The sequence below is a fragment of the Bdellovibrio sp. ZAP7 genome, from assembly GCF_006874645.1.
Taxonomy (GTDB): Bacteria; Bdellovibrionota; Bdellovibrionia; order Bdellovibrionales; family Bdellovibrionaceae; genus Bdellovibrio.
In genome coordinates this window covers 654,658-677,603 of record NZ_CP030082.1, presented here as the reverse complement: position 1 = coordinate 677,603, position 22,946 = coordinate 654,658, and the positions used below count along the sequence as shown (strand labels likewise).

The following is a 22,946-nucleotide window of genomic DNA, read 5'->3' as shown; positions in this document are numbered from 1 at the left end:
TAATTTACACTGCCGGAGCGGTTGCTGCATGCGTCACCGCTTCAGTTCGTCGCCAAGATTAAAATTTAATTTCTCCGCTTTGCAGTTGATCCCAACCCGCGAAGGCTTGCTTCAAAGTGTCACTGAATACTGTTGAGCGCCCCTCGGCTACATCATAAGTTTTGCAAGGAACAGAGAATACGACTTTGAAGGCTTTGCATTTAACTTTGGTATTGCAACTCGTATTGCCGCAAGAGATAGAAGTGCCCTCAAAGAAGCTCAAGTAAGGTTTAGAACGAAAATCTTCATTTGCGATCGCTGCTTTACATGCATTGTACTTCGCTAAGGAACGATCTGAAGGACACATCCAATCAGCCAAGGCCTTAACAAACTCATCCCGAGAAGATGTTGGCGTTGCCGCTGTGCTGGTAGGATACAACATCGTCAAGTGCACTAATGCTCTTGAAATCATCGAAGAATCTGGTGCAAACACTTTATAGAAACCCAAACCACGGCTGAAGTTACCGAATGAATCGTGATACGGAATATTCACTGGCTTCAAACGCACGCAGCGACCATCAGCACAGCTGATCGTGTTTTTAGTCAACTGAGACGTACTGTCCTTCCATGACATGTTGTTTGGATAAAACCCTGGATCGTTGTAGTACCAGTGCCCATCACTTTTCAAATTTTGAAAGTTAGATCCCGCGAAAGAACCAAACACCGGACGATTCCACAGACGAGCCGCTGTCGGCGCCAAGAACCAAGCCGAGTTGCAAGAGTGAATCACGGCAAAGCCGTCCGTTCTGATAAAGCGCCCCAAAGCTGCGAAGGATTCATCATCGTGATCCAGGCGTTTGTATTTCGTTTGCAAACGGAAGCCATTGTAAGTGTTCGCATGACCATAGAATTGCATCGAGCTTGCACGAACACCCAAGCTATTCAAAGTTGCTACCAGACGTTCCCCTGTCAGACTGTCTTTGTCGGCGCGACGAAGATTTAAGCCACCTTTTTCAAGCAAGCCGCCTTCGTACCCGGCGCCATCGTTGACTGCTGCGATAATCACGCGCTGTCTTTGCGGAAAACGATCACGAGAAATTTTTGCTCCCAATACGGCTGAGTGAGTAAATTGATTGCCCTGATCTCCACCAAAACCCGCGATGAAAACATCGGTAGCTACGTTAGGATTTAAACGAGCAGGCTCTGTCGCGACCAAATAAGCGGAAGCAGATTGCGCTGTGAAAACAAGACCCAAAGACAATAAAGAGAACATCCATTTCTTAAACATAGCTGTGGCTCCATTTCTAAAAAGGAGATTTGCTATAGCATGGGGTTTTGGCGATGCCAAAGATGAATGACCTTATACCTTTGCAATCTAAACAAAAAACTTAAGACGGTTCAAAAGTGCCCAGGAGCAAGGCGGAAGCGACTGCCCGCAACGCAGGCGTACTTTTAGTACGCCGAAGAGAGGACAGTTGTTTCCAACGCAGCGATGGGCGCTTTTCAACCGTCTTACATATAGAAGCGAAAGCCGAGTGACAGGAAGCCCCCCGACAGATCTAGCACACGATTCGATGCGCCATTGTGCACGGACCCGCCGCTGGAAACCGTGCCATTAAAGGTGTTGTAGTCTTTAGAGTATTTTAGATTATCGACTTTTAACTGACGATAACCGAATTGAAACGCGTAGGTCACGGTATCGGATAAAATGCCTTCATATCCCAGGCCCGCAGAAAGTTCGGTTGCGTTTCCTTTGGACTCAATAGTTGTATCCACTCCTGGATAGGCAGAAGTTCCAGCCGCGGTCATTGTATAGGAATTTTTTAAAGAGACTGTGGCATACCCCAAACCCACAGCAACAAACGAGCGGGACACATTGTCGCCGTGAAGATTAAATTCCAACGTTACTTTCGGAGCGTACCCCAGAACCTCGCTGGTCGCGGAGTAAAGCTGAGTACCGCCACTGTTCGTACCAGAAATATTATCCACCACACCTGGCTTCAAAAATTCAATCCCGAAAGCGAGATTCATCGGCTTAGTAGAAACCAGAAATCCAAACTCCCCACCATAAGTGTATTTGGAATCTCCAGAAACATTCACGCCCGTGGCTTCATTTTCATATCCTGATTTTCCTACCGCTGAAGGACCGCCTGTTAAACTGAAATAGGGCGCCACCGTGTCTCTGTTAATATCAAAGACACGGGCTTCAGCAGCTGAAAAGAAAAACAGAATTGCGAAAAACGAAACCAGCTTCATGACGAAATTACTCCGCCAGCAAATCAACTACGACTTTCGAAGTCGATTTTTTACCAGCCACTTGGTAAACGCGCACTTTCGTGTTTTGTTTCAAATCCATCGTCAGGTTCAATGAACTGTCGACCGGATCCAAGCTCATCGCCGTCGCTTTGATTGCGTAGGAATCTTTCATACGGTGATTCAGAGCGATCGTGTTCACCAAAGACACCGGCATTTGCGAGAACGATAAAACCAGGCGTTGCGGTTTCTCTTTAAGTTCAGCATGGAAGTATCCAGGCCAGCCCTTCATTTTGCCACCGTTTGCATCACCCACGTCGAATACCAGACGTTCTACTTTTTTGCCTTTATCAGCCGTTCTTCTTACGTCCAATAAAGTAAATGCCGTCCCTGACAAGCCACCATAAAGCTCACCTTTTCCCGAAAGAATTTTTGGGCCGGTTGGATTTGATTTTTTTGCTGGAATTGCAGCGCCCGCAGGAAGGGCTAACAGAAGAGACAGTAAACATCCCATGTATTTCACTTATCGACTCCTTTCGATATTAATGACTCTTTAATGCTGCCATTCAAAACCTCCCCTGCCTACTCTTTTGCGGCGCAAGGTGCCCAAAAGGGGCATCTCCCCTGCAATTTCTGCCAGTCAGATCGAATTTAAGAGGGTTTCAAGATGAGACACCAAGGGCACACCTCTTGAAATACAAGGCGATGTTGATGCTTTTAATTTTTAAGGAGTTCCTATGAAAAGGCTCTTCGTTACATTGATGACTTTATTGGTAGTAGCCTGCGGCGATTCTGGCGGCGGTGGAGGCGGCGGTGGTGCCGTTGCGACGACCCCTGTTCAAGGCGATGCTCGCTGTATCACTTCCAGCACTTTGTGTAATAACGGTGTTTATGGATCTTATAATGGTTGGCAGCCTTATGCGTTCCCTTACGGTGGTACGAACTACAACTATCAAACATACTTTCAATCATATGGTGTTTGCGGATGCCCACTGGGTTTTGCTCCGGCATATAACTCTGTGATGGGGATGGGTTGTTACCGTGTTCAAACGGGCTTTAACTGGAATGTGATTTATTCATTCACCTACAACACATCAAATTATGGCGCTCCTCAATCTGGTTACAACTTCCAACAAGTTTCAGGAGTTCGTAACGGGAATGGCGCGAACTGCACCGGCCGAGTAGCAACTAGCTGCTTGATCGACCAAGTGAACTCTTGCGGTACAGGTGCGACTTGCCAATCTATCGGTACATCTAACTTAGGTATCTGTGTGAACGGTTACGCTAACGGTTACAACCCTGGTTATGGTTACGGATACGGATACAACACAGGTTACGGTTACTCCGGATACCCATACGGTGGCTACCCTTACGGTGGCGGCGGTGTTGGTGTAGGTTTCGGAGTTGGTATCGGCATCGGTTTCGGCGTAGGCGGCGGTTACGGTTACTAATCTTGAATAAGTAAATAAGAGGAGTGCGGCGCTCCTCACCGGTTCTAACCGGTTTATATGCCGCAACATTCATGGGCTCTTAGCGGAACTACCTCTAAGAGCCCTTTCTTATTGGGGTGCGGCATTTGCGTCCTTAAGTATCATCCAAAAGCACCAAATTTTAATTAAAATACACAGCCCTTAACACGGGCTTTTTTGCTTTATTTTGCGCTATTCTCAAGGGATAACCGTTTCACTTGTGCGGTGTCAGAAGAGTTTATTCACAAAGAAGAAACTCTTCTGCCAGCGCACCCCCGAACAGGAGAAATTATGAGTTCGAACAATCCGTTGTTGAGTCCTTTCACTGCCAAAGATCAGGCTGTGCCTTTTGACCAAATCAAAGTTGAGCATTACTTGCCGGCTTTGGATGAGGCGGTGAAATCCACAAAAGCAAATATTGAAAAAATCAAAAACAATTCAGCAGCACCTGATTTCGAAAACACGATCGTAGCTTTGGAAACAGCTTCTGAAATGGCTGATCGTATAGCTGGCATTTACGGCAACTTGGAATCTGCTCACTCGGACGAAGCCTTCCAAGCTTTGGCAAAAGAGATCTATCCAAAACTAACAGCCTTGAGCTCTGATATCGCTTTGGATGAAGTGATCTTCAAAAAAGTAAAAGCCGTGTATGATAACCGCGCGAGCATGAAACTTTCCGTTGAGCAAAACCGCCTGCTTGAAAAAACATATTTGTCATTCGCTCGTAACGGCGCTTTGTTGTCTGATAAAGACAAAGAAACTCTTCGTCAAATCGACCAAGAGATGTCTGTCCTGGGTCCGAAATATTCTGAGAACGTTTTGAAAGCGACAAACGCCTTTGAAATGGTTTTGGAGAACCACAAAGATGTTGCCGGTATTCCGGAAGGCATCCTTGAGGGAGCCGCTGCTGCGGCGGAAGCGAAAGGAAAAAAAGGCTGGTTGTTCAACCTGCAAATTCCTTCTTACCTTCCATTCATGACTTACGCGAACAACCGCGATTTGCGTGAAAAAATGTCGAAAGCTTATGCTTCACGCGCCTTCGGTGGTGAGTTCGACAACCAAGAGATCGTTAAAAAGATCGTTACTCTTCGTGCAAAACGCGCCAACCTTCTGGGCTTCAAAACTCATGCGGAATTCGTATTGGCAGAGCGTATGGCGAAAGATCCAAAAACAGTTGGCACTTTCTTGCACAAACTTTTGGATGCGTCCAAAGCTGCTGGTCAGCGTGACGTTTCTGAAGTGGCAGCCTTTGCCGGCCAATTGGATGCAATCCCTGAATTGAAACCTTGGGACTTTGGTTATTACTCTGAAAAGTTGAAAGAAGAAAAATACGCTTTCAACGAAGAAGACCTACGTCCGTACTTTAAACTAGAAAACGTGGTCGAGGGTGTCTTCGCCCATGCGAAACAACTTTACGGTTTGACGTTCAAAGAAAACAAAGACATCCCAGTTTATCATCCCGAAGTAAAAGTTTACGAAATCTATGATGATAAAAACACATACATGGGCTTGTTCTACACGGACTTCTTCCCGCGCGAGACTAAAAAAGGTGGCGCATGGATGACTCAGTTCCGGGGTCAAGGCTTGATGGGTGGCAAATTGGTTCGTCCACACGTTTCTATCGTGTGCAACTTCACGAAACCAACTCCGACAAAACCTTCATTGCTGACTTACGATGAAGTTCGTACTTTGTTCCATGAGTTCGGCCATGCTTTGCATGGAATGCTTTCAGATGTGACCTACCAATCATTGAGCGGTCCAAATGTTTACTGGGATTTCGTGGAGCTTCCTTCACAGATCATGGAAAACTGGGCTGGAGAAAAAGAAGGTCTGGATTTGTTTGCCCGTCACTATGAGACCAACGAACCAATGCCTTTGGAATTGATCAACAAGCTTAAAGCGTCGCAAAAATTCCAAGCAGGTTATGCTTCTTGCCGTCAGTTGCAATTCGGTATGATGGATATGGCTTGGCACACAGCGGATCCTTCATTGATCAAAGATGTGGACGCATTCGAGGAGCAGGCAACGGCCGAAACTCGTTTATTCCCTAAGGTCCCTGGCACAAATAACTCTTGCAGCTTCAGCCACATCTTTGCAGGTGGGTACTCTGCCGGATACTACTCTTACAAATGGGCGGAAGTTTTGGATGCGGATGCATTTGAATACTTCAAAGAGGAAGGTTTGTTCTCTCCTGAAGTCGCTCGTAAGTTTAAAGAATTTATCTTGAGCAAGGGTGGAACTGAGCATCCAATGGATCTTTACAAAAAGTTCCGTGGTCGCGAACCAGATCCAAATGCATTGCTAAGACGTGATGGATTGATTTAATGAAGAAAACCGCGATGAGATCGAACAGTCAGTTGGTTATTCCAGGTAAAAGCAATATCGCTTTGGTTTATCGCCTGGAAACTGCACGCGCAGTGGCTCTTGCAAAACGCGTGGCCGAGTTTTTAAAAAAACAAGGCCACCAGGTCTTCACAGCTCCAGGACAAAAATTGGTGGCGGGGACTAAACTTGCATCGACTAAAAAACAACTGGATTCCTTGTCGCTGGTTATCGTTCTGGGTGGCGACGGAACTTACCTTCGCGCCGTGCGCATTCTTGAGGGCCGTGATGTTCCGATCTTGGGCTTCAACATGGGCTCGCTGGGTTTCTTGACTGCACACAATGCGGACTCGGCCATTGAAGTTATCGAAGATACATTGATGGGCGAGATGGAACTTCGTCCACGTTCGATGATTTACGCAAAAATCCTGCGTAAAGGAAAATCGCGCGCGGAATTCCACGCCCTGAACGACATGGTGATTGAAAGAGGTTCTTTGAGCCAATTGATCAACACTGCCATTTACTCTGATAAACACCTGGTAAGCGAAGTGAAGGCCGATGGTTTCATCGTGTCCTCTCCTTCTGGTTCTACGGCTTACAATTTGGCGGCTGGTGGACCGATTCTGCATCCTGAGGCGCAAGTCTTGGTGGTGACACCGGTGGCTCCGCACAGTTTGACGTCTCGTCCTTTGATCGTGCCGGATAAAAATCAATTGTCCTTTAAGCTTGATGGAAAAACGCAGAAAGCGCACTTCATCGTGGATGGACAAAAGATGACCGAGATCACAGCGGATGACGAAGTGATCCTGACTCGCTCTCAATACGATCACTGGATGGTGAGACATCCTGATCACAATTACTTCCACTTGCTTCGTGAAAAACTTAAATTTGGAGACCGGACTTAGTTATGCTTCTTGAGCTTAAAGTTTCGAATTTTGCGATCATCGAAAATCTGCATATCGTTTTCAAAGATGGATTAAACATCCTTTCCGGTGAAACGGGGGCGGGTAAATCTGTTCTTTTGAAAAGCTTGTCATTGCTGATGGGTGGTAAAGGTTCCAGCGACACTATTCGCACGGGCTCCACTCAAGCGACGATCGAGGGTTCATTTGATATCAGCAAACGCCATGATATTTTGAACAACCTAAAAGAAATGGGCATCGATGCCGACGAAGACATCCTGATCGTTCGACGCGTGCTCAGCACGGGTGATAAATCCAAGGTGTATCTGAATGGCAGCCTTAGTACTTTGAACAGCTTGCGCGACATCGTGGCTCCCCTGGTGGAGCTCGCGGGCCATTCTGCTCCCCTGATCGAAATGACTGGTCAGCACGAAAACCGCAACTTGATGTCTAAAGCCTACCACCTGGATTTGCTTGATCAATATGCGGGTACTTGGGATAAGCGTCTGCTTTTCACTGAAAAGTACAATCGCTACCACAGCATTTTTGAAGAAATCAAAAAACTTGAAAGCGATGCCAAACAAAAAGCGCAACGCCTGGATTTCTTGATTTACCAGCGCGATGAGATCGCAAATTTGGATCTGTCACCAGGTGAAGACATCGAACTTGAAACTGAAGTTAAAAAACTTAAAAACTCCAGCCGTATTGGTTCCTTCGTGGATCAGGCGGAATCAGTACTTTACACAGACGATGATTCGGCGATCAGCCGCTTGAAAGCTGTGATGAAGAAAGGTTTGGAAGTTTCCGGCGTTGATCCGCAAATCGCGGCGAAACTGGAACTTTTGGAGCAAGCTCAAGCATTGATCGACGAAAGCGTGTACGAGCTTCGTAATTACGCGAATAAGATCGATGCCGACCCTCAACGTCTGGAAGAAGTTGAAGGCCGCCTCAGCGATCTACGCAAGCTACAAAAGAAATACGGATCATCTGTGAACGATATCCTGAAAGCTTTGATGGAGATGGAAATTGAAATCTCCAACTTGCAAAACTCGGATGTAAAAATTGAATCCCTTCGCAAAGAAGCTGCAGTTCTGTTTAAAGAACTGGATACTTTGGGTCAGGATCTTCACAAACGTCGCTTGAAAGGCTCTGACCTTTTGGCTGACAGCGTGAATGCGGAACTTTTGGATTTGAATATGAAGGGTGTCACTTTCCACGTTCAAATCGAGAAGCTGACAGACCTAAGTGCAACGGGTCTGAGTGATGTGGAATTCCTAAGTCAAACGTCTTCAAAAGATGTGAAACGTCCTTTGGCAAAATTCGCCTCGGGTGGTGAGCTATCCCGTATCTTGCTTTCTTTGAAACGAGTTGTGGGCTCCAGCAATCAACCGCGCACTTATCTGTTCGATGAAGTCGATACAGGTGTGTCTGGTGAAACGGCTGAAAAAGTGGGTCGCAAACTTAAGACCATCGCTAAAGGCCAGCAAGTTATCTGTGTCACTCACTTGCCACAGGTCGCAGCATTTGGCGACGCACACTTCTTTATCCAAAAATCTCCGCAAAAAGACTCCGTGGCTATGCTGGTTTCTGAGTTGAAGCAAAAAGACCGCGTGCAGGAAATTGCTCGCCTGATCAGCGGCGAAAAAATCTCTAAAACATCTCTGGCACACGCCGAACAACTTTTGGTCGAGGCTAAGTAATTAAGGTACGGACACACTTTCTCCATGCTGACATCCGTCGCATGGAGAAAGTGTGTCCGTACCTGTGTAAATATACACACCCCCCAAAGCTCCCCATTCTCGCAAGACACTCTTAGAATTTAAGTATTCATAAAAGGGGGCTGCAATGATTCTCGTAATGGGTGCTACTGGGCATGTGGGTTCTAAAATTGCCACGGAATTACTGTCTCAAGGACATGATGTTCGCGTTCTGGCTCGCCATATTCCTGATCCCGAAAAATTCTATGGTGCAGATATCATCGAAGGTGACGCCAACAGTGTCGACACCATGATGCACGCGTTGAAGGGATGCTCTGCCGCTTTCGTGATGATTCCCCCGAACGCTAAAACTATCGAACAACGTTATTACGCCAACAAAATCGGCGAAGTGATTGCCGAAGCCATCGAAGAAGTCGGCATTAAACACATCGTGAACCTTAGCAGCGCCGGCGCTGATTTGGAAAGCGGTACAGGCCCCGTTCTGGGACTGCATGATCAAGAGTCGCGCCTAAACGATATCGCGGGCCTTAACATCGTCCACTTGCGACCGGCTTTTTATATGGAAAACCTGATTCTGGAAATTCCGACCATCATCGCGATGGATAAAATCTTTGGAATTATTCCTGAAGATGCCCCCGTGGATATGGTGGCGACCAAAGATATCGCGGCCCGCGCGGTATTTTTACTGACCAATCCGACCTTCCGTTCCCACAACGTAGAATATCTTTTGGGTGAGCGAACACTTACGTACCGCGAAATCGCCCGTGTTCTGGGTCAAACCATCAGTAAGCCCACTTTGGAGTATGCAGAAGTCCCTGACGTCGAGTTAAAGAACTATATGATCGGCGCAGGCATGTCAGAAAACATGGCTGACGCACTCTTGGAACTGGATCATGCTGCCAGCAGCGGTTTATTGGCCGCGAGCTACGCCCGCAACAAAGAAAATTCTACCGTTACCTCGATTGAAAAGTTCGCCCGAACGACGTTTTTGGACGCCTATAACCAGGCGTTAACAGCTCAAAATTCGCGTCGTTCCAGCTCCAGCTCATTTGAGGCGCATCCTTAACAAAAATCCCCTGTTTCTAAGCCGAAACAGGGATTTCTGTGTTGCCTTTCACTTCGCTTTCATTCAGAACCTTACTCCAATATCAGTTTTTGGATAAGGAACACGATGAAGGCGTTGCCCTGTTTGATCATCATTTTGATTTTTACATCCCTGAGCTTCGCCCGCGAACCTCAGGATTGGTGGTCTGTTTCTCCAGAACAAGTTGCCGAGGCTCCTTGCAAGAATCACAGAGCTCCTTCCGACGCCGAGATGTTGCAGGCTTTGCAACCCTCAAGCCTCACAAAGAAATCTGAAACTATTTATGGCGTCAGCTTTAAAGACGAAGACCCGGAGCTTTTGCAGCTGTTCCGCGATCTGCATTTTTACGATATCAGTATGGTGAATGCTAAACCGCTGCTTTTGAAATCTCCGTGCAACAAAGTACTTTGTTCAGTTCAGGCCATCTATGGCACTCGCGTGGGAATTCAAATTCTTTACATGCTAAAACGTTTTGGATTCAACGGTTCACACCTGCGCACAGCCAACGCTTCGTTGTGGCGTGCGGATGAGCTGGAAGATATTTTAACGGCTCTTTCCGACTATCCGAATGAACTTTATCCTTTGGATTACAATCGTAAACTTGTTCACGTTAAACGCGGCAATCGTATGAAATTGCCTGTGGGTGAAAGTGTTGCGAACTCCACGATGGAAATTTACGACATGTGGAATGATCTGACTCAGGCTGAACGCCAGCAAAGTCTTTTGCATGAACTTGGTCACGTGGTTGCCCGTAAAGATGACGTGGATGATTCGGCAGCGTGGTTGAAAACTGCAGGCTGGCAAGTCACCGGTCGTACAGCCCGACTGATAGATCCAAGTAAAGCTGTTTCATTGTACGGCAAAACCAATCCTCACGAAGATTTCGCTGAAAGCGTTGTTGCCTACCGTTTTGGTGGAGCAAAACTAAAGCAAGATCAAGGTGGGAAATACGAATTCCTAAAGGCTCGCGTTTTTGATGGTAAAGAGTATTTGAGTGCTCAAGCCTGCATGACTTCCAAGTCTCAGACTGAAGTTAAAAAAGAAGCTAATAATAAAGCTTTCGCTGCAGCCGTGGAAAAAGCCAAAAGAAATGCCGATAACTTAGATAGCGCATTCATTGGTAAGGCTCAAAGCATCTGCCAGGCCGCTTTGGTTAAAGTGATGGTGAACGAATTAGGCAGCGCTCAAAATTGCACCAGCCGGGCCCTGCAACGTCTGCAATTGGAAAAATACGGTAAAGGCAAAAAGCTGGTGGGGGCTTTATTAAGTGAAGCCCAATTGAATGCCATCGCCTTTAAAGGTGATACGGAGTTTGACTTCAGCCGCCGTGTACGCAACAAGTTTGCAACGGACGTTAGCAAAAGCTTTAGCTCTGACTTCCGCGAGGCTGTAAATCGTGGTTCCTGCGCGGCTTGGGCCAGTGCTGCGCAAATGTTCTTTACTTCTGGTCCTATGGTGGCTGAAGTGCTCTCCAGTGACCGTCAATACTTCTATAAAAATCGTCGCTACGAACAAGTGACAGAGTTCTTTACTCGCGTTTGCCAAAGTGTTCGTCAAAACGCAGGACGACTTGATTCAGGGATTCTCCAAAACTTACCATAATCGGATGAAGAAGTATCTTTGTCCCCTATTGGTATTGTTTGGAGTTTCCTGTATGCATAAATATCCGCAAGACTTCCCTAAAGCCACGAAAAATCCCCACATCATGGAAAAATTCGGTGATCGTCGCACCGATAACTATTTCTGGTTGCGGGATCGTGAAAATCCTCAAGTCATTGATTATCTGAAACAAGAAAACGCCTACACTGAAAAAGTCATGGCTCCTGTAAAAGAACTGCAAGAGCAGATCTTTCAAGAGATGAAAAGTCGTATCAAAGAAGACGACTCCAGCTACCCCGCGAAAATGGGACCTTACACGTACTCCACCCGCTTCGAAAAAGGCGCGCAGTATCCTTTGTTCGTGCGCACTAAAATCGGCAGCGATAAAGAAGAAATCCTGTTAAACGAGCCTGAACTTTCAAAAGGTCATACATACTACGACACGACGGGCCCGCGCATCAGTCCGAATGACATGATGATGGCATACGGTGAAGATACTGTAGGTCGCAGATTCTATGACATTCACTTTGTTGATTTAAAAACAGGCAAGAAACTTCCGAATGTGATCGAAAAGGCCACGGGCAATCTGGTGTGGGCTGATGACAACGAGACAGTGTTCTTCGCTCAGCAAAATCCTGAAACCCTGCGCTCTGAAAAAATCTATCGTTATAATTTGAAAACGCAGAAAAAAGAACTCGTCTATCACGAGAAAGACGAAACATTCAGCTGCTATGTTCTAAAGTCCTTAAGCCGCAAATATATCTACATCACTTCGCAAGCGACTCTTACAAGTGAAGTTCATTACTTGCCTGCGAATAAGCCCCAAGATGCTTTTAAAGTCTTTGCTCCCCGTCAGCGCGAGCTTGAATATGCTGTGAACGATGACGGTCAGCAGTTCTATATCACAACCAACAAGGATGCTAAGAACTACCGCGTGATGACAGCAAAACCTGGCCACACGGCAGTTGCAGATTGGAAGGAATTGATCGCTCATCGTCAGGATACTTATATTTCTGACGTCACAGTGTTTAAGCATTACTTGGTTTTGGATATTCGCCGCAATGGCCTGACGGAAATTGAAATTCGCGATATTCATGGCAACAATCCCTTTACCATTCCATTTTCAGATCAAAGCTTTATGGCGGGCGTTGGCGACAACCGTGAGTTCGATACAGAATGGCTTCGCTACGAATACGAATCCATGCGCTTGCCTCCGAGTGTTTACGATTTCAACCTGAAGTCTCACGAGCAGATTTTGCGAAAAACTCGCGAGGTTCCAAATTTTGATCCGAACAAGTACCGTACAGAGCGCGTCTTCATCACAGCTCGCGATGGAGTGAAGGTTCCTGTTTCCTTGCTGATGAAAAAGGATTTCCGTGCCGATGCCACAGCCCCCATGCTGGTTTACGGTTACGGCTCTTACGGTGCGAACATGGACCCGTGGTTCAGTTCTTCATTCTTTAGCTTAGTGGATCGTGGATTCGTGTTTGCAAAAGCCCACATTCGTGGTGGCTCTGAAATGGGTCGCGAGTGGTATGACACCGGTCGCACCAAAAAGAAAATGAACACGTTCTATGACTTTATCGATGTGACGGAAGGGCTTTTAAAACAGCAGTATGCTAAAAAAGGCCATGTGTATGCGATGGGTGGCAGTGCTGGCGGCTTGTTGATGGGTGCCGTGATGAACTTGCGTCCTGAACTTTATAACGGCGTTGTGGCCCAAGTTCCTTTTGTCGATGTAATTACAACGATGCTTGATGAATCCATTCCATTGACGACGGGCGAATATGACGAGTGGGGAAATCCCAACGAGCAAGAGGCTTATGATTACATCCGTACGTACTCTCCGTATGACAATGTAAAGGATCAAAAGTATCCGAATGTTTTGGTCACCACAGGTTTGCATGACTCCCAGGTCCAGTATTGGGAGCCGGCAAAATGGGTGTCAAAACTAAGGGACCATAACAAAGGTGACTCCGTGATCCTGCTTAAAACCGATATGGAAGCAGGACATGGTGGAGCCTCTGGCCGTTTTGACGCCTTAAAAGACACTTCCATCGAATTTGCGTTCATTTTACAAATGGACGATAGGAAGTAATTTCCTGGTCTGGAATTCACCAATTCCAGGCCACTTCGATAGACGAAATTTCCCAAAAATTTTAGACTTAGAGTTATGAATAAGACGTTTTTAACTCTAAGTCTCATCCTTGGCTTTCAGGCTCACGCGCAAAAAGACAGCACTTGTTCCGATTTCGCGGCCTATACCTGCTCCAGCATTGGTGCTGCTGATGGAACTTCTGTCGGCAACGCAAAATCCAGCAAAGCCGAATTCACTGATAAATTAAAATCAGATACTTTTCCGACCGTGCAAAAAGCATTCGTTAAAAAGATCGCTTCTTTGCCTATCGATGAAAAAGCTCGCACGACATTACTGGCAAAATTCACCAACATGAAGTTCTCGACGGAATGTGAACAGCTGGGTGCAAGTTTGGACGAGTCACTTTGGCCGAATTCCTTTTACACTCACTCGGACAATACTTTCTATCTTTGCAAGGCAACACCAGGCATGTCTGAATTTATTGTCTCTAAGATGATCGCTTCTGAACTATCCGAAATGATCAATCCTTGCGGAATTAACAGCATCATCCAGCGTCCCAAAGAGAAAGTTCAATCTTTGGAGCAAAGTGAAAAGGACTATCCGGTCAAAGGAATCATCTCGTGCCTGCGCTCGGAGAAATCTGCCGGAGCAAAACGTAATAACAGCACGCCTTTCAAAGAATCAGGATTCTGCACGGGTGATCAGATCACTCGTGCATTCTCTGACTGGATGACGAGCGAAGTTGTAACAGATTATATTTCGCAAAAGTATTCGGATCTTTCCTCGTCTCAATGGCGTCAGGGTATTGCGAATGCCTATCGTGACGAGTGTTCTTTCGGCAGACCTGACGACGGCTTTACCGAAGAACCTGAATTTCAATTGCGCATAGATGGCATCGTCACAGCGAATCCTTCCCTTAGAAAAAAACTTGGCTGCTATGATAAGTCGAAATACCTGTATTGCGATGCTCATAGTCCCGATGCCATGGCTAAGGCGATTGGCGCACCGAAAGCGGCTTCTCCTGGCAGCGCAACTCCGTCCACTCCGGCAACAAATATTGAAGGGATTAAATAATGAAATACCTAATCTCTCTTTTGATTTTGATTCCGGCATTGGCTTGGTCCGCTCCGCAAAAGGGCGTTCAACGCAGAGCTGCTGCACCGAAGGCCTCACCTAAAAAAGCGGCGTCCTTTAACGGCTTCCGCGTTGTGGTGGTCTTTGGCCAACAGAAATCTCATTTCACTGTGTGGCAAGATCAACGCGGAAAATTCTATGCGGTTACCAAAGGTGGTGCACCCACGATTGGAACGATGTCGGATATGAACTTTTCATTCTTAAGCGCACAGACACGTGAGATTGCTTCACTGAAGGGCGCAAACGTGCAAACCTGCCCCCGCGCGAACATTCAATTGTATCAAGGAAATCGCTACGTCCAAGGCACCTGCATTGGTTTGAAAAACCAAACAGCCGCCCGCATGACTGAGCTTGCGAATGCTCTAGCGACGCTGCAATAACCTGAGATTTTTTGGTAACGTCCCCTTAACTTCTATCTGAAAAAATAAAAAGGCACAGTTGTTCAACGTGCCTTTTTCATACCGCATGCGTAGATTTAAAATCTGTGCCTTTCATCCTGAAAGTTTCTTTGATACCGCCTCAAGTGCCCGTATAGAACCAATGCCAAGGTTCATAGATGATTCCGTGTGGATTATCTTTGGGATAGCTTAGCCGGAAATTGAATTTAGCAGCATTCCCCTGAAGCCATTTAAATGATTCACTTAGTTCAAAAGCTTCTTCCAGCGAAGGTTTCCCTGGCTCGTGAATATCAATCGCTCTGCCGGAATGATGTTCACTGAAACCTGGAATCGCCACGTGGGTCAGAATCTTTTCAAGTTCTTTACCCTCTTTCAAACGCTGCTCAATTAATTTCATCTGATAAACGTAGGAACGAAATCCCGAGAATGGCAAAAGCACGATGCCGTCGACAGCTGCTTCTTTCTTCATTTCAAGCCACGCCTTGGCTGCCGAGCGAAGCAGAATAAAGGGCTTCCCCCCGCAATCGACATCAACAACTTGGAGCATTTCCAACGGCGGCTGCAAATGCATACGGAGCTTATTCGTCAGAAGATGTGTTTCATTAATACCAAGGGCGTCGTGAAGTTCTTTTAAGACCTGATCCATCTAAAAAGTATAATGCTGAATTCCACTCGGTCCTAGTCCGAATCAATACAATAGCTCGGTTCGCTTTCCGGATTGCTACCTGGTCTCTGCCATCATGCTCATTTCCAACCACGCCCCCTGTTTGCACTCTTCCTTGTCAGGACATGGGGTACCGGTCAAACCGGTTTTGATAAACCAAAACGCGAAAATGGAGACAGCGAAAATCATGAATCAGCAGACATTTTCTTCACTTAAAATTCCCTCGAAACATCGCTATTGCCATGGAGGGATTCTTCGTCGCTCTTCTAAGGGCCGCGGAGCACGGCCACTTTCACACAAAGATCCGATTCATTTGTTATTTAAGGTCAATAAAATCGCCGTGAAAGGTGGACTTCGCAGTTTGCGGAGTTTTTCCCTGATGAATCGTGTGTTGAAACGATATTCAGCAAAATTCTATGTGAAGGTGGAGCAATTTTCGGTGCAGATGGATCACGTCCATATGTTGGTGCGTGGCAGTCGGCGTTCGAATTTGCAGAGTTTTATGCGGGTGTTGGCGGGACAGTTCGCGCAAACCTTGACCGATACCCATTCCCTGAAACATGAGGGCCCGAAGGTTTGGAAGTATCGACCGTTTTCGCGGGTGATTAAGGGATTTAGGCCGTATCAAACCGTTCGTAATTATATTCAGTTGAATGAACTCGAAGCATTGGGCCGGCCTTATTCTAAAACTCGACTGCGTGGGCTAAGTCAGGAACAGTTGGTGGAATTATGGGAGTGAAGCACCCGAGATTAAAACACGACATCGGAAGCGGTAACTTTTCGGCGGATGACTAAAACGTGTGCTTCAGATGTCGAGTCGTTTCTTAAGAAGTGGTGTAGGCCTGATTGGCGCTCGAACATAATGGAATCGCCCTGCTCTACCAAGATCTCTTCATTCCCTTCGATCGCCTTCAAGGTGCCATTTAAAACGTAAATGATTTCATTAGTTTCGTTGTGAAAGTGCGGCGCCGAAGTTCGGGAGTTAGGACGAATAACTTCGTGGGAAAGAAAGATATCGTCCGAACGCAATGAATCCGAAATCACGTTGGAGAGAGAATACTCTTCCCCGGTCTTTTGAGATTTCAATTGTTGATATTGGCGCTCGGATTTTTTCTGTAGCTTCATGGAAAAAAGCCTATGACCGATACCCCTACTGGTCAATATACGACAGTCCGTACCGATACCCCGTCGGGTCACGGGCCGCCGCCGTCACCAAGGACGCCGACGTCAGCAATTCCGTTACTTCATGAAGTAAGTGAAAAGAACGAAGTAGATTGCGATCGCGCCCAAGAAGGAAAAGAAATAGAGGTTCCAGTAGCTCCAGCGCTTCCATTTTTTCAGGATCAGCCAGACGATCGCGTAGATCAGTGTTGGCAGCACATAAGCCTTCATTACATCGCCGCTTTGCGCGTGCTCAACGCCTAAAAATCTTTTGCCAGTGTAGTGACTATACAGAGCAATCAAATTAAAGGGATTAAAAATAACAAGAACAAATGTCCAAATAAGCTCACGCACTAAAATCTGACGTTCTGTTTGCATGGAATTAGTCTACTCTACGACGATTCGGGCCAGCAACTTTAACTCCGATATAGGAGGAAATCATGACTCCAATCCCGTACATCGTCGCCGTCGAATCGAAGGCATCAATGACACTCCAAAAGAACATGAATCCGCAATAACAGCTTGCTAAAAAAGCTGTCGACATGATCCACACCTCAATACTCCCCGGTCGATTACGTGCTGGCATATCCCGAGGATACATCAAATTTGGTGGACTTTAAAACATCGAACTGTTTATACAGGACTAATATCCATTCCCTAGATACCGTTTTCGTTTTGATTGGGAGAAACAGAAGGCAATCTAAATATATCAGCGAGCACCAAAGAAACTATAAATCCCGCCACATAGATCGCAGAGACAAGACTTGAATCAATCGCGGACTGATACACAAACAGTCCCAAAAAAATAAATGATAGCAGAGAAAAAATTTGAACCAGAAGACGTTTGCGTCGGTTCTGTTTCGCGCTGGCCGGCAAAAGCGGATGAGGAGGTGGTACGATATACATTTCTTAAGTATACCGCGAAATCGATTCTTCTAAAACACCAAATAGTTTATGAGAACTATTTACTGATCGCCTTTAAAAGAGCGCATGGATTCTTAACGGTTTTTAATGCAGCTTTGTAAGCATCCGGTTTTAGATCCATGAGATTTTTATCTAAAACTATTTTAAGTGGCTCCACTTGTTGTTCGATTTCCGGAGCAACCTTAACAGATGTGATAAAGCTATCATACACTTCGCAAGTTAATCGACTCGAACAGTTGTGAATCGCTTTACTTAACAAGGCGATATCAGTTTTCCCAACGGTTTGCTTGCTCCAGCTTTTTTTCGCGTTGTCTTTCGCATGTTGCAGCTTCTCTTCCAAGCCTTCAGTTTTTATGTTGCATTTTTTTATCGCGGGATTGCCAGGATCGTTTATAGCCACTCTAGCAGCGATAACGATTTGCTTAAGACTGTCTAATTCATTCAATGGCATTTTGGCTAGAGCTGTTTGAGATAGAACGAATGTATTTATGAAGATCAAAAATGCTTTCAAGCTGTAACTCCGTTTACAACTTTATTGTCTCCGATATCCCTAGGGCTCACAAAATGAAAACTGGACAGGAATTTAAAAAATTTAAATGCCTGTCCAGAACTTGTACAAAAAATCGAAAACTACATTAGTTTTCTAAGAACGTAGTGCAAGATACCGCCGTTTTTCAAGTACTCCAATTCAACCGCTGTATCGACACGGGACTTCACTTTCACTTCTTCGGTTTTGCCGTTGGAGCGCGTGATTCGCACCGTAATATCCTGTTGTGGTTTCATAGTCTCAATACCCACGATATCCAAAACTTCAGACCCATCCAGTTGCAGAGTTTTGCGATCCATTCCTGCGTGGAACTGCAAAGGCAACACGCCCATTCCCACCAAATTAGATCTGTGAATGCGCTCAAAGCTTTCCGCAATCACTACTCGAATACCCAAAAGAGTTGTTCCTTTGGCTGCCCAGTCACGGGAAGAACCTGTTCCGTACTCTTTACCAGCCACAACCACCAAGGGTGTTTTGTCGGCTTGATATTTTACGGAAGCATCAAAGATCGACATTTGCTCGCCTGAAGGGATGTACTTGGTCATTCCACCTTCCACACCTTGCAGCATTTCATTTTTGATGCGGATGTTGGCGAAAGTTCCGCGCACCATTACTTCATCATTTCCACGACGTGAACCATAGGAATTGAAATCAACTGGTTGCACACCTTTACTGATCAAGTATTTTCCGGCTGGAGAATCTTTTTTAAAGCTTCCTGCAGGAGAGATATGATCCGTCGTAATGGAGTCCCCAAGGATCGCCAATATTCTTGCCCCTTTGACATCAGACAATTTCTCTGGTGATTTCTTCATACCCATAAAGTATGGAGGGTTCTTGATATAGGTACTGTCATCCCAAGCATATGTTTGCGACGGAGTTGTTTGGATTTTTTGCCAGTCTTCAGTTCCCGCGAACACATTGCCATAACGGTTTTTAAACATCTTCGTTTCAACCGTTTGATTGACGATATCGTAAACTTCTTTATTCGTGGGCCAGATGTCTTTCAAGAAGACTGGCTTACCTTGAGCGTCTTCACCAATTGGATCTTTCATGACATCCAATTGCATCGTTCCCGCCAAGGCATATGCCACGACAAGCATCGGTGACGCCAGATAATTTGCTTTCACATGAGGATTGATACGACCTTCGAAATTACGATTCCCTGAAAGAACCGAGGCCACAACCAGATTTCCTTTTTCCACCGCATGCGCGATGTGTTCCGGAAGTGGACCCGAGTTACCGATACAAGTCGTGCAACCATACCCCACAAGGTTAAAGCCCAAATGATCCAAATATTTTTGCAGCCCAGAATTCTCAAGATAATCAGTCACAACCTGCGAACCTGGTGCTAACGAAGTTTTCACCCAAGGTTTAACTTTCAATCCTTTTTCCGCTGCTTTTTTTGCAACCAAGCCCGCCCCCATCATAACGGATGGATTGGACGTATTTGTACAGCTGGTGATCGCAGCAATAACCACGTCGCCGTGGCCCAATTTATAATTCTGACCTTCAACATCGGCTGAGAATTTGTCTTTCGCGGATTTATCAGCTGCCACACTGAAACCTGAAGTCAGCTGTGTACTGAAATCACTGGCCGCTTTATCCAATAACACGCGGTCCTGAGGACGCTTAGGCCCCGCCAACGAAGGCACCACTTCAGACATATTTAATTTCAAAGTATCGTGAAAGAAGAAATGCTCATCGTCACTGGTACGCCACATTCCAGTTTCCTTGGCATAAGCTTCTACCAACGCGATCGTTTCATCATCACGCCCCGAAATGCGCAAGTACTTCATGGTCTCTTCATCGATTGGGAAGAAACCACAAGTCGCACCATACTCTGGCGCCATGTTTGCGATCGTCGCACGGTCTGCCAGCGAAAGACCTTCTAAGCCTGGGCCATAAAATTCAACAAACTTACCGACAACGCCTTTTTTACGAAGCATTTGAGTCACAGTTAGAACCAGATCGGTGGCAGTTGTGCCTTCTTTCAGCTTGCCTTCCAAACGGAAGCCAATCACTTCAGGAATCAGCATGCTTAAAGGCTGCCCCAGCATCACGGCTTCCGCCTCAATGCCACCGACACCCCAGCCAAGCGCCGCTAAACCGTTTACCATAGTCGTATGGGAATCAGTTCCCACCAACGTATCGGGGAAAGCGTATTCGCCGTGTTGGCCTTTTGCATTCCAGATCGTTTTACCCAAGTATTCCAAATTCACCTGATGGCAAATACCTGTACCTGGGGGAACCACACGGAAATTTTGGAAAGCACGCTGCCCCCATTTCAAGAACACATAGCGCTCATGATTGCGCTGAAATTCCATATTCACGTTTTCTTGAAAACTTGAAGGAGTTCCAAAGGAATCGACCATCACCGAGTGGTCAATCACCAGATCCACTGGGACCAGCGGATTGATTTTCGTCGGATCTCCACCTAACGATTTCATCGCATCACGCATTGCTGCCAAGTCCACCACGGCAGGAACGCCGGTGAAGTCTTGCATCAAAACGCGCGCCGGGAAAAACGAAATTTCTCGCGACAAAGATTCTTTGTTAAGACTAAGAAGTGAATCGATATCTTCTTTCGTGACATGCACACCGTCTTCGTGACGCAGAAGATTTTCCAAAAGAACTCGCAGCGAGTTCGGCAGGCGTTTTAGGTTTGGGTGCGAAATCTTTTTCAGATTGAAGATCGTGTATTCTTTCGCACCGACTTTAAGTTTATCTTTAGTTTTGAAGCTGTCTTTTGACTGTACCAACATGAGGGGATCCTCCCTCTCAATTCCACTCCTCGCGCAGAATTTTATCAAGCCAAAAGGCGCCTATCTGGGTTTTTACATCAGTTAATTTACCCTCTTGAATAAGCATCATCAGATCCTTGGGAGCGACTTCCACCACTTCCAAAAATTCACCGTGATCCAGACGTTGCTCGGTCTTGCTAAGGTCCTTTGCCAAATACAGATCGATCTGCTCGTTGGAATAGCCAATGACCGGATGAATGGGAGTCAAAAATTTCCACTCGTTTGCGGAATATCCAGTTTCTTCGATAAGTTCGCGCTTAGCCGTGACCAAACTGTCCTCGCCCTTATCGCGTTTGCCCGCGGGGAACTCGAGCATCACCTGCTTCACAGCATGACGATACTGATGAACCATGATCACGTTCCCGTTTGGCAGCATCGGAATCATCATGGCCGCGCCGGGATGAATAATGTACTCGCGATGATAGATCTTCCCATCAGGAGCCTGAACCTGGTCCTGCTCCACTTTCAAAAATCTGCCTTGGAATATACGTTTGGATGAGAGAGTTTTTTCTTCGAGATGCTTCATAGGTAAAGGATCTCACGCTCGACTTTAGTCAGTCACGGGCTTTATCGAAAATAAAAAGGCCTCCGTGTTGGAGGCCTTTGCTTGAAACTATTTTGTCACTTCGTTCTTTACCGGAGCATCACATGGCATTTTGGGATCCTCTAGCGAACAAACGAAATTCGTTTGCCCTTCGTAACCCTTGACCGTACCGATCCATTTTCCTTGAGTATCCTTTTCCAAAACCATGTAGCCGTGATTGGATGGAAGCACTGTGAAACCTGCAGGAATCAATCTGCGAGTAGCAGCATCGTAATAATCCAGAGCAGTACCACCCTCTCCCATAACGATGTGGACGGGATGATTTCCGGTTGAGATCTGCGTGTTATGAATGTGACCCGCAAAAACGAATTTTACCTTTTTAGGTAAAGGCATTTCTTTCGTCAGTGTTTGCATGTTCAAATTCACCGGCAAGACAGCGGCAGGTCCATTCCAGTTAGGAGCTAAGCCCCAGATCGGACGATGCACCATCAACCACACTTCAGTTTCGGGACGAGAGTTGATCATGTTCACCATCTTGCGATAGTGCGCACGCCATACTGCCATCTCTGGACTTTTTGGATCTAACTTCTGATCTGACAAAGTGGAATTATCGAAATTCACCATCAACATATTACCGAAGCTTGTATAACGAGTTTCTTGGAATTGCGAACAGGAATTTTCACCCAGCGGAGTTAGGAGTTTACTGAAGCCCTCGTGAGCACGCTGGCAATCTTCGTGATTTCCGCGAACAAAGACAAAAGGTTTTGCTTGCAACAAAGACGTCGCTGGAGCGATGAAATCAGCCTCCCAGGCGCGATATCCGTAACCCAAAGTATCCTTAAAGGGAGCACACTTTACAGGATCATTGCAGGATTCACGGTAATGATAGTCACCCACATGAACAATCAGATCAGCATTTTCTTTGTCGATCGCTTTCACGATACGGGCAAAGGGCCACTCTTTCGGATTGTTGCAATCCTGGAAGTAATTTCCTTTAAGTCGGCAGCCCGTATCTCCAAAGATGATGATACGTTTTGGAGATTCAGGAATTGCAATCTGACGCTCGCCCACGATGACTGTCTTCGTTCCCTCAGGAATATTCGCCTCACATAAAGTTGCCGTATCGAACTTCGCTTCTTGAGTCGGCAAGACTTCGATTTCGCCAGGGCCTTTTGCGAATTGCACCGTTGGACATTTACCGTCTTTTGGCGCAATCGTTCTTACAAATGAAGTTTTGGAATCAGCTAAGCCAACGTAGGTCAGGTTTTCCGCTTTGTCAGAAGGCTTGTGTGCACAAGCCGCAAGAAATACCAATGAGATTAAAGCGGAAGATTTACTCAAACGCATTC

Annotated in this window: 21 protein-coding genes; 10 read left to right on the top strand and 11 right to left on the bottom strand. The window is 46.2% G+C overall.

All coding sequences use genetic code 11. The annotated features are described in order from the left end of the window. Positions 1-58 precede the first annotated feature (58 nt). The 3 genes from DOM22_RS03360 to DOM22_RS03350 form a co-directional block, all read right to left on the bottom strand. Complete coding sequence (locus DOM22_RS03360) at positions 59-1,267, bottom strand: hypothetical protein (RefSeq protein ID WP_142699028.1); 1,209 nt, start codon at positions 1,265-1,267, stop codon at positions 59-61. 224 nt (positions 1,268-1,491) lie between these two features. Continuing rightward, positions 1,492-2,235: a hypothetical protein gene (locus DOM22_RS03355; protein ID WP_142699027.1), complete on the bottom strand. Its 744-nt coding sequence runs from the start codon at positions 2,233-2,235 to the stop codon at positions 1,492-1,494. 7 nt (positions 2,236-2,242) lie between these two features. Continuing rightward, complete coding sequence (locus DOM22_RS03350; RefSeq protein WP_142702087.1) at positions 2,243-2,746, bottom strand: hypothetical protein; 504 nt, start codon at positions 2,744-2,746, stop codon at positions 2,243-2,245. A gap of 223 nt (positions 2,747-2,969) precedes the next feature. Between DOM22_RS03350 and DOM22_RS19835 the strand changes: the two genes are divergently transcribed. The 9 genes from DOM22_RS19835 to DOM22_RS03310 all read left to right on the top strand — a co-directional run bounded on the left by DOM22_RS19835 (position 2,970) and on the right by DOM22_RS03310 (position 14,938). Then, positions 2,970-3,683 carry a hypothetical protein gene (locus tag DOM22_RS19835; RefSeq protein WP_168196512.1) on the top strand — a complete coding sequence of 238 codons (714 nt, stop codon included), beginning with the start codon at positions 2,970-2,972 and terminating at the stop codon, positions 3,681-3,683. 309 nt (positions 3,684-3,992) lie between these two features. Then, the gene (locus DOM22_RS03345; RefSeq protein ID WP_142699026.1) at positions 3,993-6,026 is read left to right on the top strand and encodes a M3 family metallopeptidase; all 2,034 of its coding nucleotides are present in this window, start codon (positions 3,993-3,995) and stop codon (positions 6,024-6,026) included. Continuing rightward, positions 6,026-6,928, top strand: coding sequence for an NAD(+)/NADH kinase (locus tag DOM22_RS03340; protein WP_142699025.1), 903 nt, complete (start codon positions 6,026-6,028; stop codon positions 6,926-6,928). The genes DOM22_RS03345 and DOM22_RS03340 overlap by 1 nt, the downstream gene beginning before the upstream one ends. Before the next feature lie 2 nt (positions 6,929-6,930). After that, on the top strand, positions 6,931-8,625 hold the full coding sequence (gene recN, locus DOM22_RS03335; RefSeq protein WP_142699024.1) for a DNA repair protein RecN: 1,695 nt from the start codon (positions 6,931-6,933) through the stop codon (positions 8,623-8,625). A 145-nt stretch (positions 8,626-8,770) separates the two neighbouring features. Next, a complete protein-coding gene (locus DOM22_RS03330; protein ID WP_142699023.1) occupies positions 8,771-9,709 on the top strand; it encodes an NmrA family NAD(P)-binding protein in 939 nt (312 codons plus the stop codon). A gap of 105 nt (positions 9,710-9,814) precedes the next feature. Continuing rightward, positions 9,815-11,329 carry a hypothetical protein gene (locus DOM22_RS19985; protein WP_210415675.1) on the top strand — a complete coding sequence of 505 codons (1,515 nt, stop codon included), beginning with the start codon at positions 9,815-9,817 and terminating at the stop codon, positions 11,327-11,329. A gap of 52 nt (positions 11,330-11,381) precedes the next feature. Further along, positions 11,382-13,424: a S9 family peptidase gene (locus DOM22_RS03320; protein WP_246845833.1), complete on the top strand. Its 2,043-nt coding sequence runs from the start codon at positions 11,382-11,384 to the stop codon at positions 13,422-13,424. Positions 13,425-13,499: 75 nt separating this feature from the next. Beyond that, positions 13,500-14,498 carry a hypothetical protein gene (locus DOM22_RS03315; RefSeq protein WP_142699021.1) on the top strand — a complete coding sequence of 333 codons (999 nt, stop codon included), beginning with the start codon at positions 13,500-13,502 and terminating at the stop codon, positions 14,496-14,498. Then, positions 14,498-14,938 carry a hypothetical protein gene (locus DOM22_RS03310; protein ID WP_142699020.1) on the top strand — a complete coding sequence of 147 codons (441 nt, stop codon included), beginning with the start codon at positions 14,498-14,500 and terminating at the stop codon, positions 14,936-14,938. The genes DOM22_RS03315 and DOM22_RS03310 overlap by 1 nt, the downstream gene beginning before the upstream one ends. A 139-nt stretch (positions 14,939-15,077) precedes the next feature. On the opposite strand, the gene DOM22_RS03305 is transcribed toward DOM22_RS03310, so the two are convergent. Next, a complete protein-coding gene (locus DOM22_RS03305; RefSeq protein ID WP_142699019.1) occupies positions 15,078-15,602 on the bottom strand; it encodes a D-alanyl-D-alanine carboxypeptidase family protein in 525 nt (174 codons plus the stop codon). A 205-nt stretch (positions 15,603-15,807) separates the two neighbouring features. Between DOM22_RS03305 and DOM22_RS03300 the strand changes: the two genes are divergently transcribed. Continuing rightward, positions 15,808-16,359 carry a transposase gene (locus DOM22_RS03300; RefSeq protein ID WP_210415674.1) on the top strand — a complete coding sequence of 184 codons (552 nt, stop codon included), beginning with the start codon at positions 15,808-15,810 and terminating at the stop codon, positions 16,357-16,359. A gap of 11 nt (positions 16,360-16,370) precedes the next feature. Here the strand turns inward: DOM22_RS03300 and DOM22_RS03295 are convergent, their stop codons facing one another. The 7 genes from DOM22_RS03295 to DOM22_RS03265 all read right to left on the bottom strand — a co-directional run bounded on the left by DOM22_RS03295 (position 16,371) and on the right by DOM22_RS03265 (position 22,944). Then, positions 16,371-16,745 carry a cupin domain-containing protein gene (locus tag DOM22_RS03295; protein WP_142699017.1) on the bottom strand — a complete coding sequence of 125 codons (375 nt, stop codon included), beginning with the start codon at positions 16,743-16,745 and terminating at the stop codon, positions 16,371-16,373. Positions 16,746-16,859: 114 nt separating this feature from the next. Then, a complete protein-coding gene (locus DOM22_RS03290) occupies positions 16,860-17,159 on the bottom strand; it encodes a hypothetical protein (RefSeq protein WP_142699016.1) in 300 nt (99 codons plus the stop codon). A gap of 4 nt (positions 17,160-17,163) precedes the next feature. Beyond that, positions 17,164-17,325 carry a hypothetical protein gene (locus tag DOM22_RS19830; RefSeq protein WP_168196538.1) on the bottom strand — a complete coding sequence of 54 codons (162 nt, stop codon included), beginning with the start codon at positions 17,323-17,325 and terminating at the stop codon, positions 17,164-17,166. A gap of 417 nt (positions 17,326-17,742) precedes the next feature. Beyond that, positions 17,743-18,216, bottom strand: a complete 474-nt coding sequence (locus DOM22_RS03280) for a hypothetical protein (protein WP_142699014.1) — start codon at positions 18,214-18,216, stop codon at positions 17,743-17,745. Positions 18,217-18,335: 119 nt separating this feature from the next. Further along, positions 18,336-21,014 carry an aconitate hydratase AcnA gene (gene acnA, locus DOM22_RS03275; RefSeq protein WP_142699013.1) on the bottom strand — a complete coding sequence of 893 codons (2,679 nt, stop codon included), beginning with the start codon at positions 21,012-21,014 and terminating at the stop codon, positions 18,336-18,338. 16 nt (positions 21,015-21,030) lie between these two features. Continuing rightward, positions 21,031-21,579 (bottom strand): NUDIX hydrolase, encoded by a 549-nt coding sequence (locus DOM22_RS03270; RefSeq protein WP_142699012.1) that lies wholly within the window; start codon positions 21,577-21,579, stop codon positions 21,031-21,033. A gap of 87 nt (positions 21,580-21,666) precedes the next feature. After that, positions 21,667-22,944: a metallophosphoesterase gene (locus DOM22_RS03265; protein ID WP_142699011.1), complete on the bottom strand. Its 1,278-nt coding sequence runs from the start codon at positions 22,942-22,944 to the stop codon at positions 21,667-21,669. Positions 22,945-22,946 lie beyond the last annotated feature (2 nt).

Coding starts and splice junctions, on each gene's coding strand:
- DOM22_RS03360 (WP_142699028.1), bottom strand. CDS start 1,267: ATGTTTAAGAAATGGATGTTCTCTTTATTGTCTTTGGGTCTTGTTTTC.
- DOM22_RS03355 (WP_142699027.1), bottom strand. CDS start 2,235: ATGAAGCTGGTTTCGTTTTTCGCAATTCTGTTTTTCTTTTCAGCTGCT.
- DOM22_RS03350 (WP_142702087.1), bottom strand. CDS start 2,746: ATGGGATGTTTACTGTCTCTTCTGTTAGCCCTTCCTGCGGGCGCTGCA.
- DOM22_RS19835 (WP_168196512.1), top strand. CDS start 2,970: ATGAAAAGGCTCTTCGTTACATTGATGACTTTATTGGTAGTAGCCTGC.
- DOM22_RS03345 (WP_142699026.1), top strand. CDS start 3,993: ATGAGTTCGAACAATCCGTTGTTGAGTCCTTTCACTGCCAAAGATCAG.
- DOM22_RS03340 (WP_142699025.1), top strand. CDS start 6,026: ATGAAGAAAACCGCGATGAGATCGAACAGTCAGTTGGTTATTCCAGGT.
- recN (WP_142699024.1), top strand. CDS start 6,931: ATGCTTCTTGAGCTTAAAGTTTCGAATTTTGCGATCATCGAAAATCTG.
- DOM22_RS03330 (WP_142699023.1), top strand. CDS start 8,771: ATGATTCTCGTAATGGGTGCTACTGGGCATGTGGGTTCTAAAATTGCC.
- DOM22_RS19985 (WP_210415675.1), top strand. CDS start 9,815: ATGAAGGCGTTGCCCTGTTTGATCATCATTTTGATTTTTACATCCCTG.
- DOM22_RS03320 (WP_246845833.1), top strand. CDS start 11,382: ATGCATAAATATCCGCAAGACTTCCCTAAAGCCACGAAAAATCCCCAC.
- DOM22_RS03315 (WP_142699021.1), top strand. CDS start 13,500: ATGAATAAGACGTTTTTAACTCTAAGTCTCATCCTTGGCTTTCAGGCT.
- DOM22_RS03310 (WP_142699020.1), top strand. CDS start 14,498: ATGAAATACCTAATCTCTCTTTTGATTTTGATTCCGGCATTGGCTTGG.
- DOM22_RS03305 (WP_142699019.1), bottom strand. CDS start 15,602: ATGGATCAGGTCTTAAAAGAACTTCACGACGCCCTTGGTATTAATGAA.
- DOM22_RS03300 (WP_210415674.1), top strand. CDS start 15,808: ATGAATCAGCAGACATTTTCTTCACTTAAAATTCCCTCGAAACATCGC.
- DOM22_RS03295 (WP_142699017.1), bottom strand. CDS start 16,745: ATGAAGCTACAGAAAAAATCCGAGCGCCAATATCAACAATTGAAATCT.
- DOM22_RS03290 (WP_142699016.1), bottom strand. CDS start 17,159: ATGCAAACAGAACGTCAGATTTTAGTGCGTGAGCTTATTTGGACATTT.
- DOM22_RS19830 (WP_168196538.1), bottom strand. CDS start 17,325: ATGTCGACAGCTTTTTTAGCAAGCTGTTATTGCGGATTCATGTTCTTT.
- acnA (WP_142699013.1), bottom strand. CDS start 21,014: ATGTTGGTACAGTCAAAAGACAGCTTCAAAACTAAAGATAAACTTAAA.
- DOM22_RS03270 (WP_142699012.1), bottom strand. CDS start 21,579: ATGAAGCATCTCGAAGAAAAAACTCTCTCATCCAAACGTATATTCCAA.
- DOM22_RS03265 (WP_142699011.1), bottom strand. CDS start 22,944: ATGCGTTTGAGTAAATCTTCCGCTTTAATCTCATTGGTATTTCTTGCG.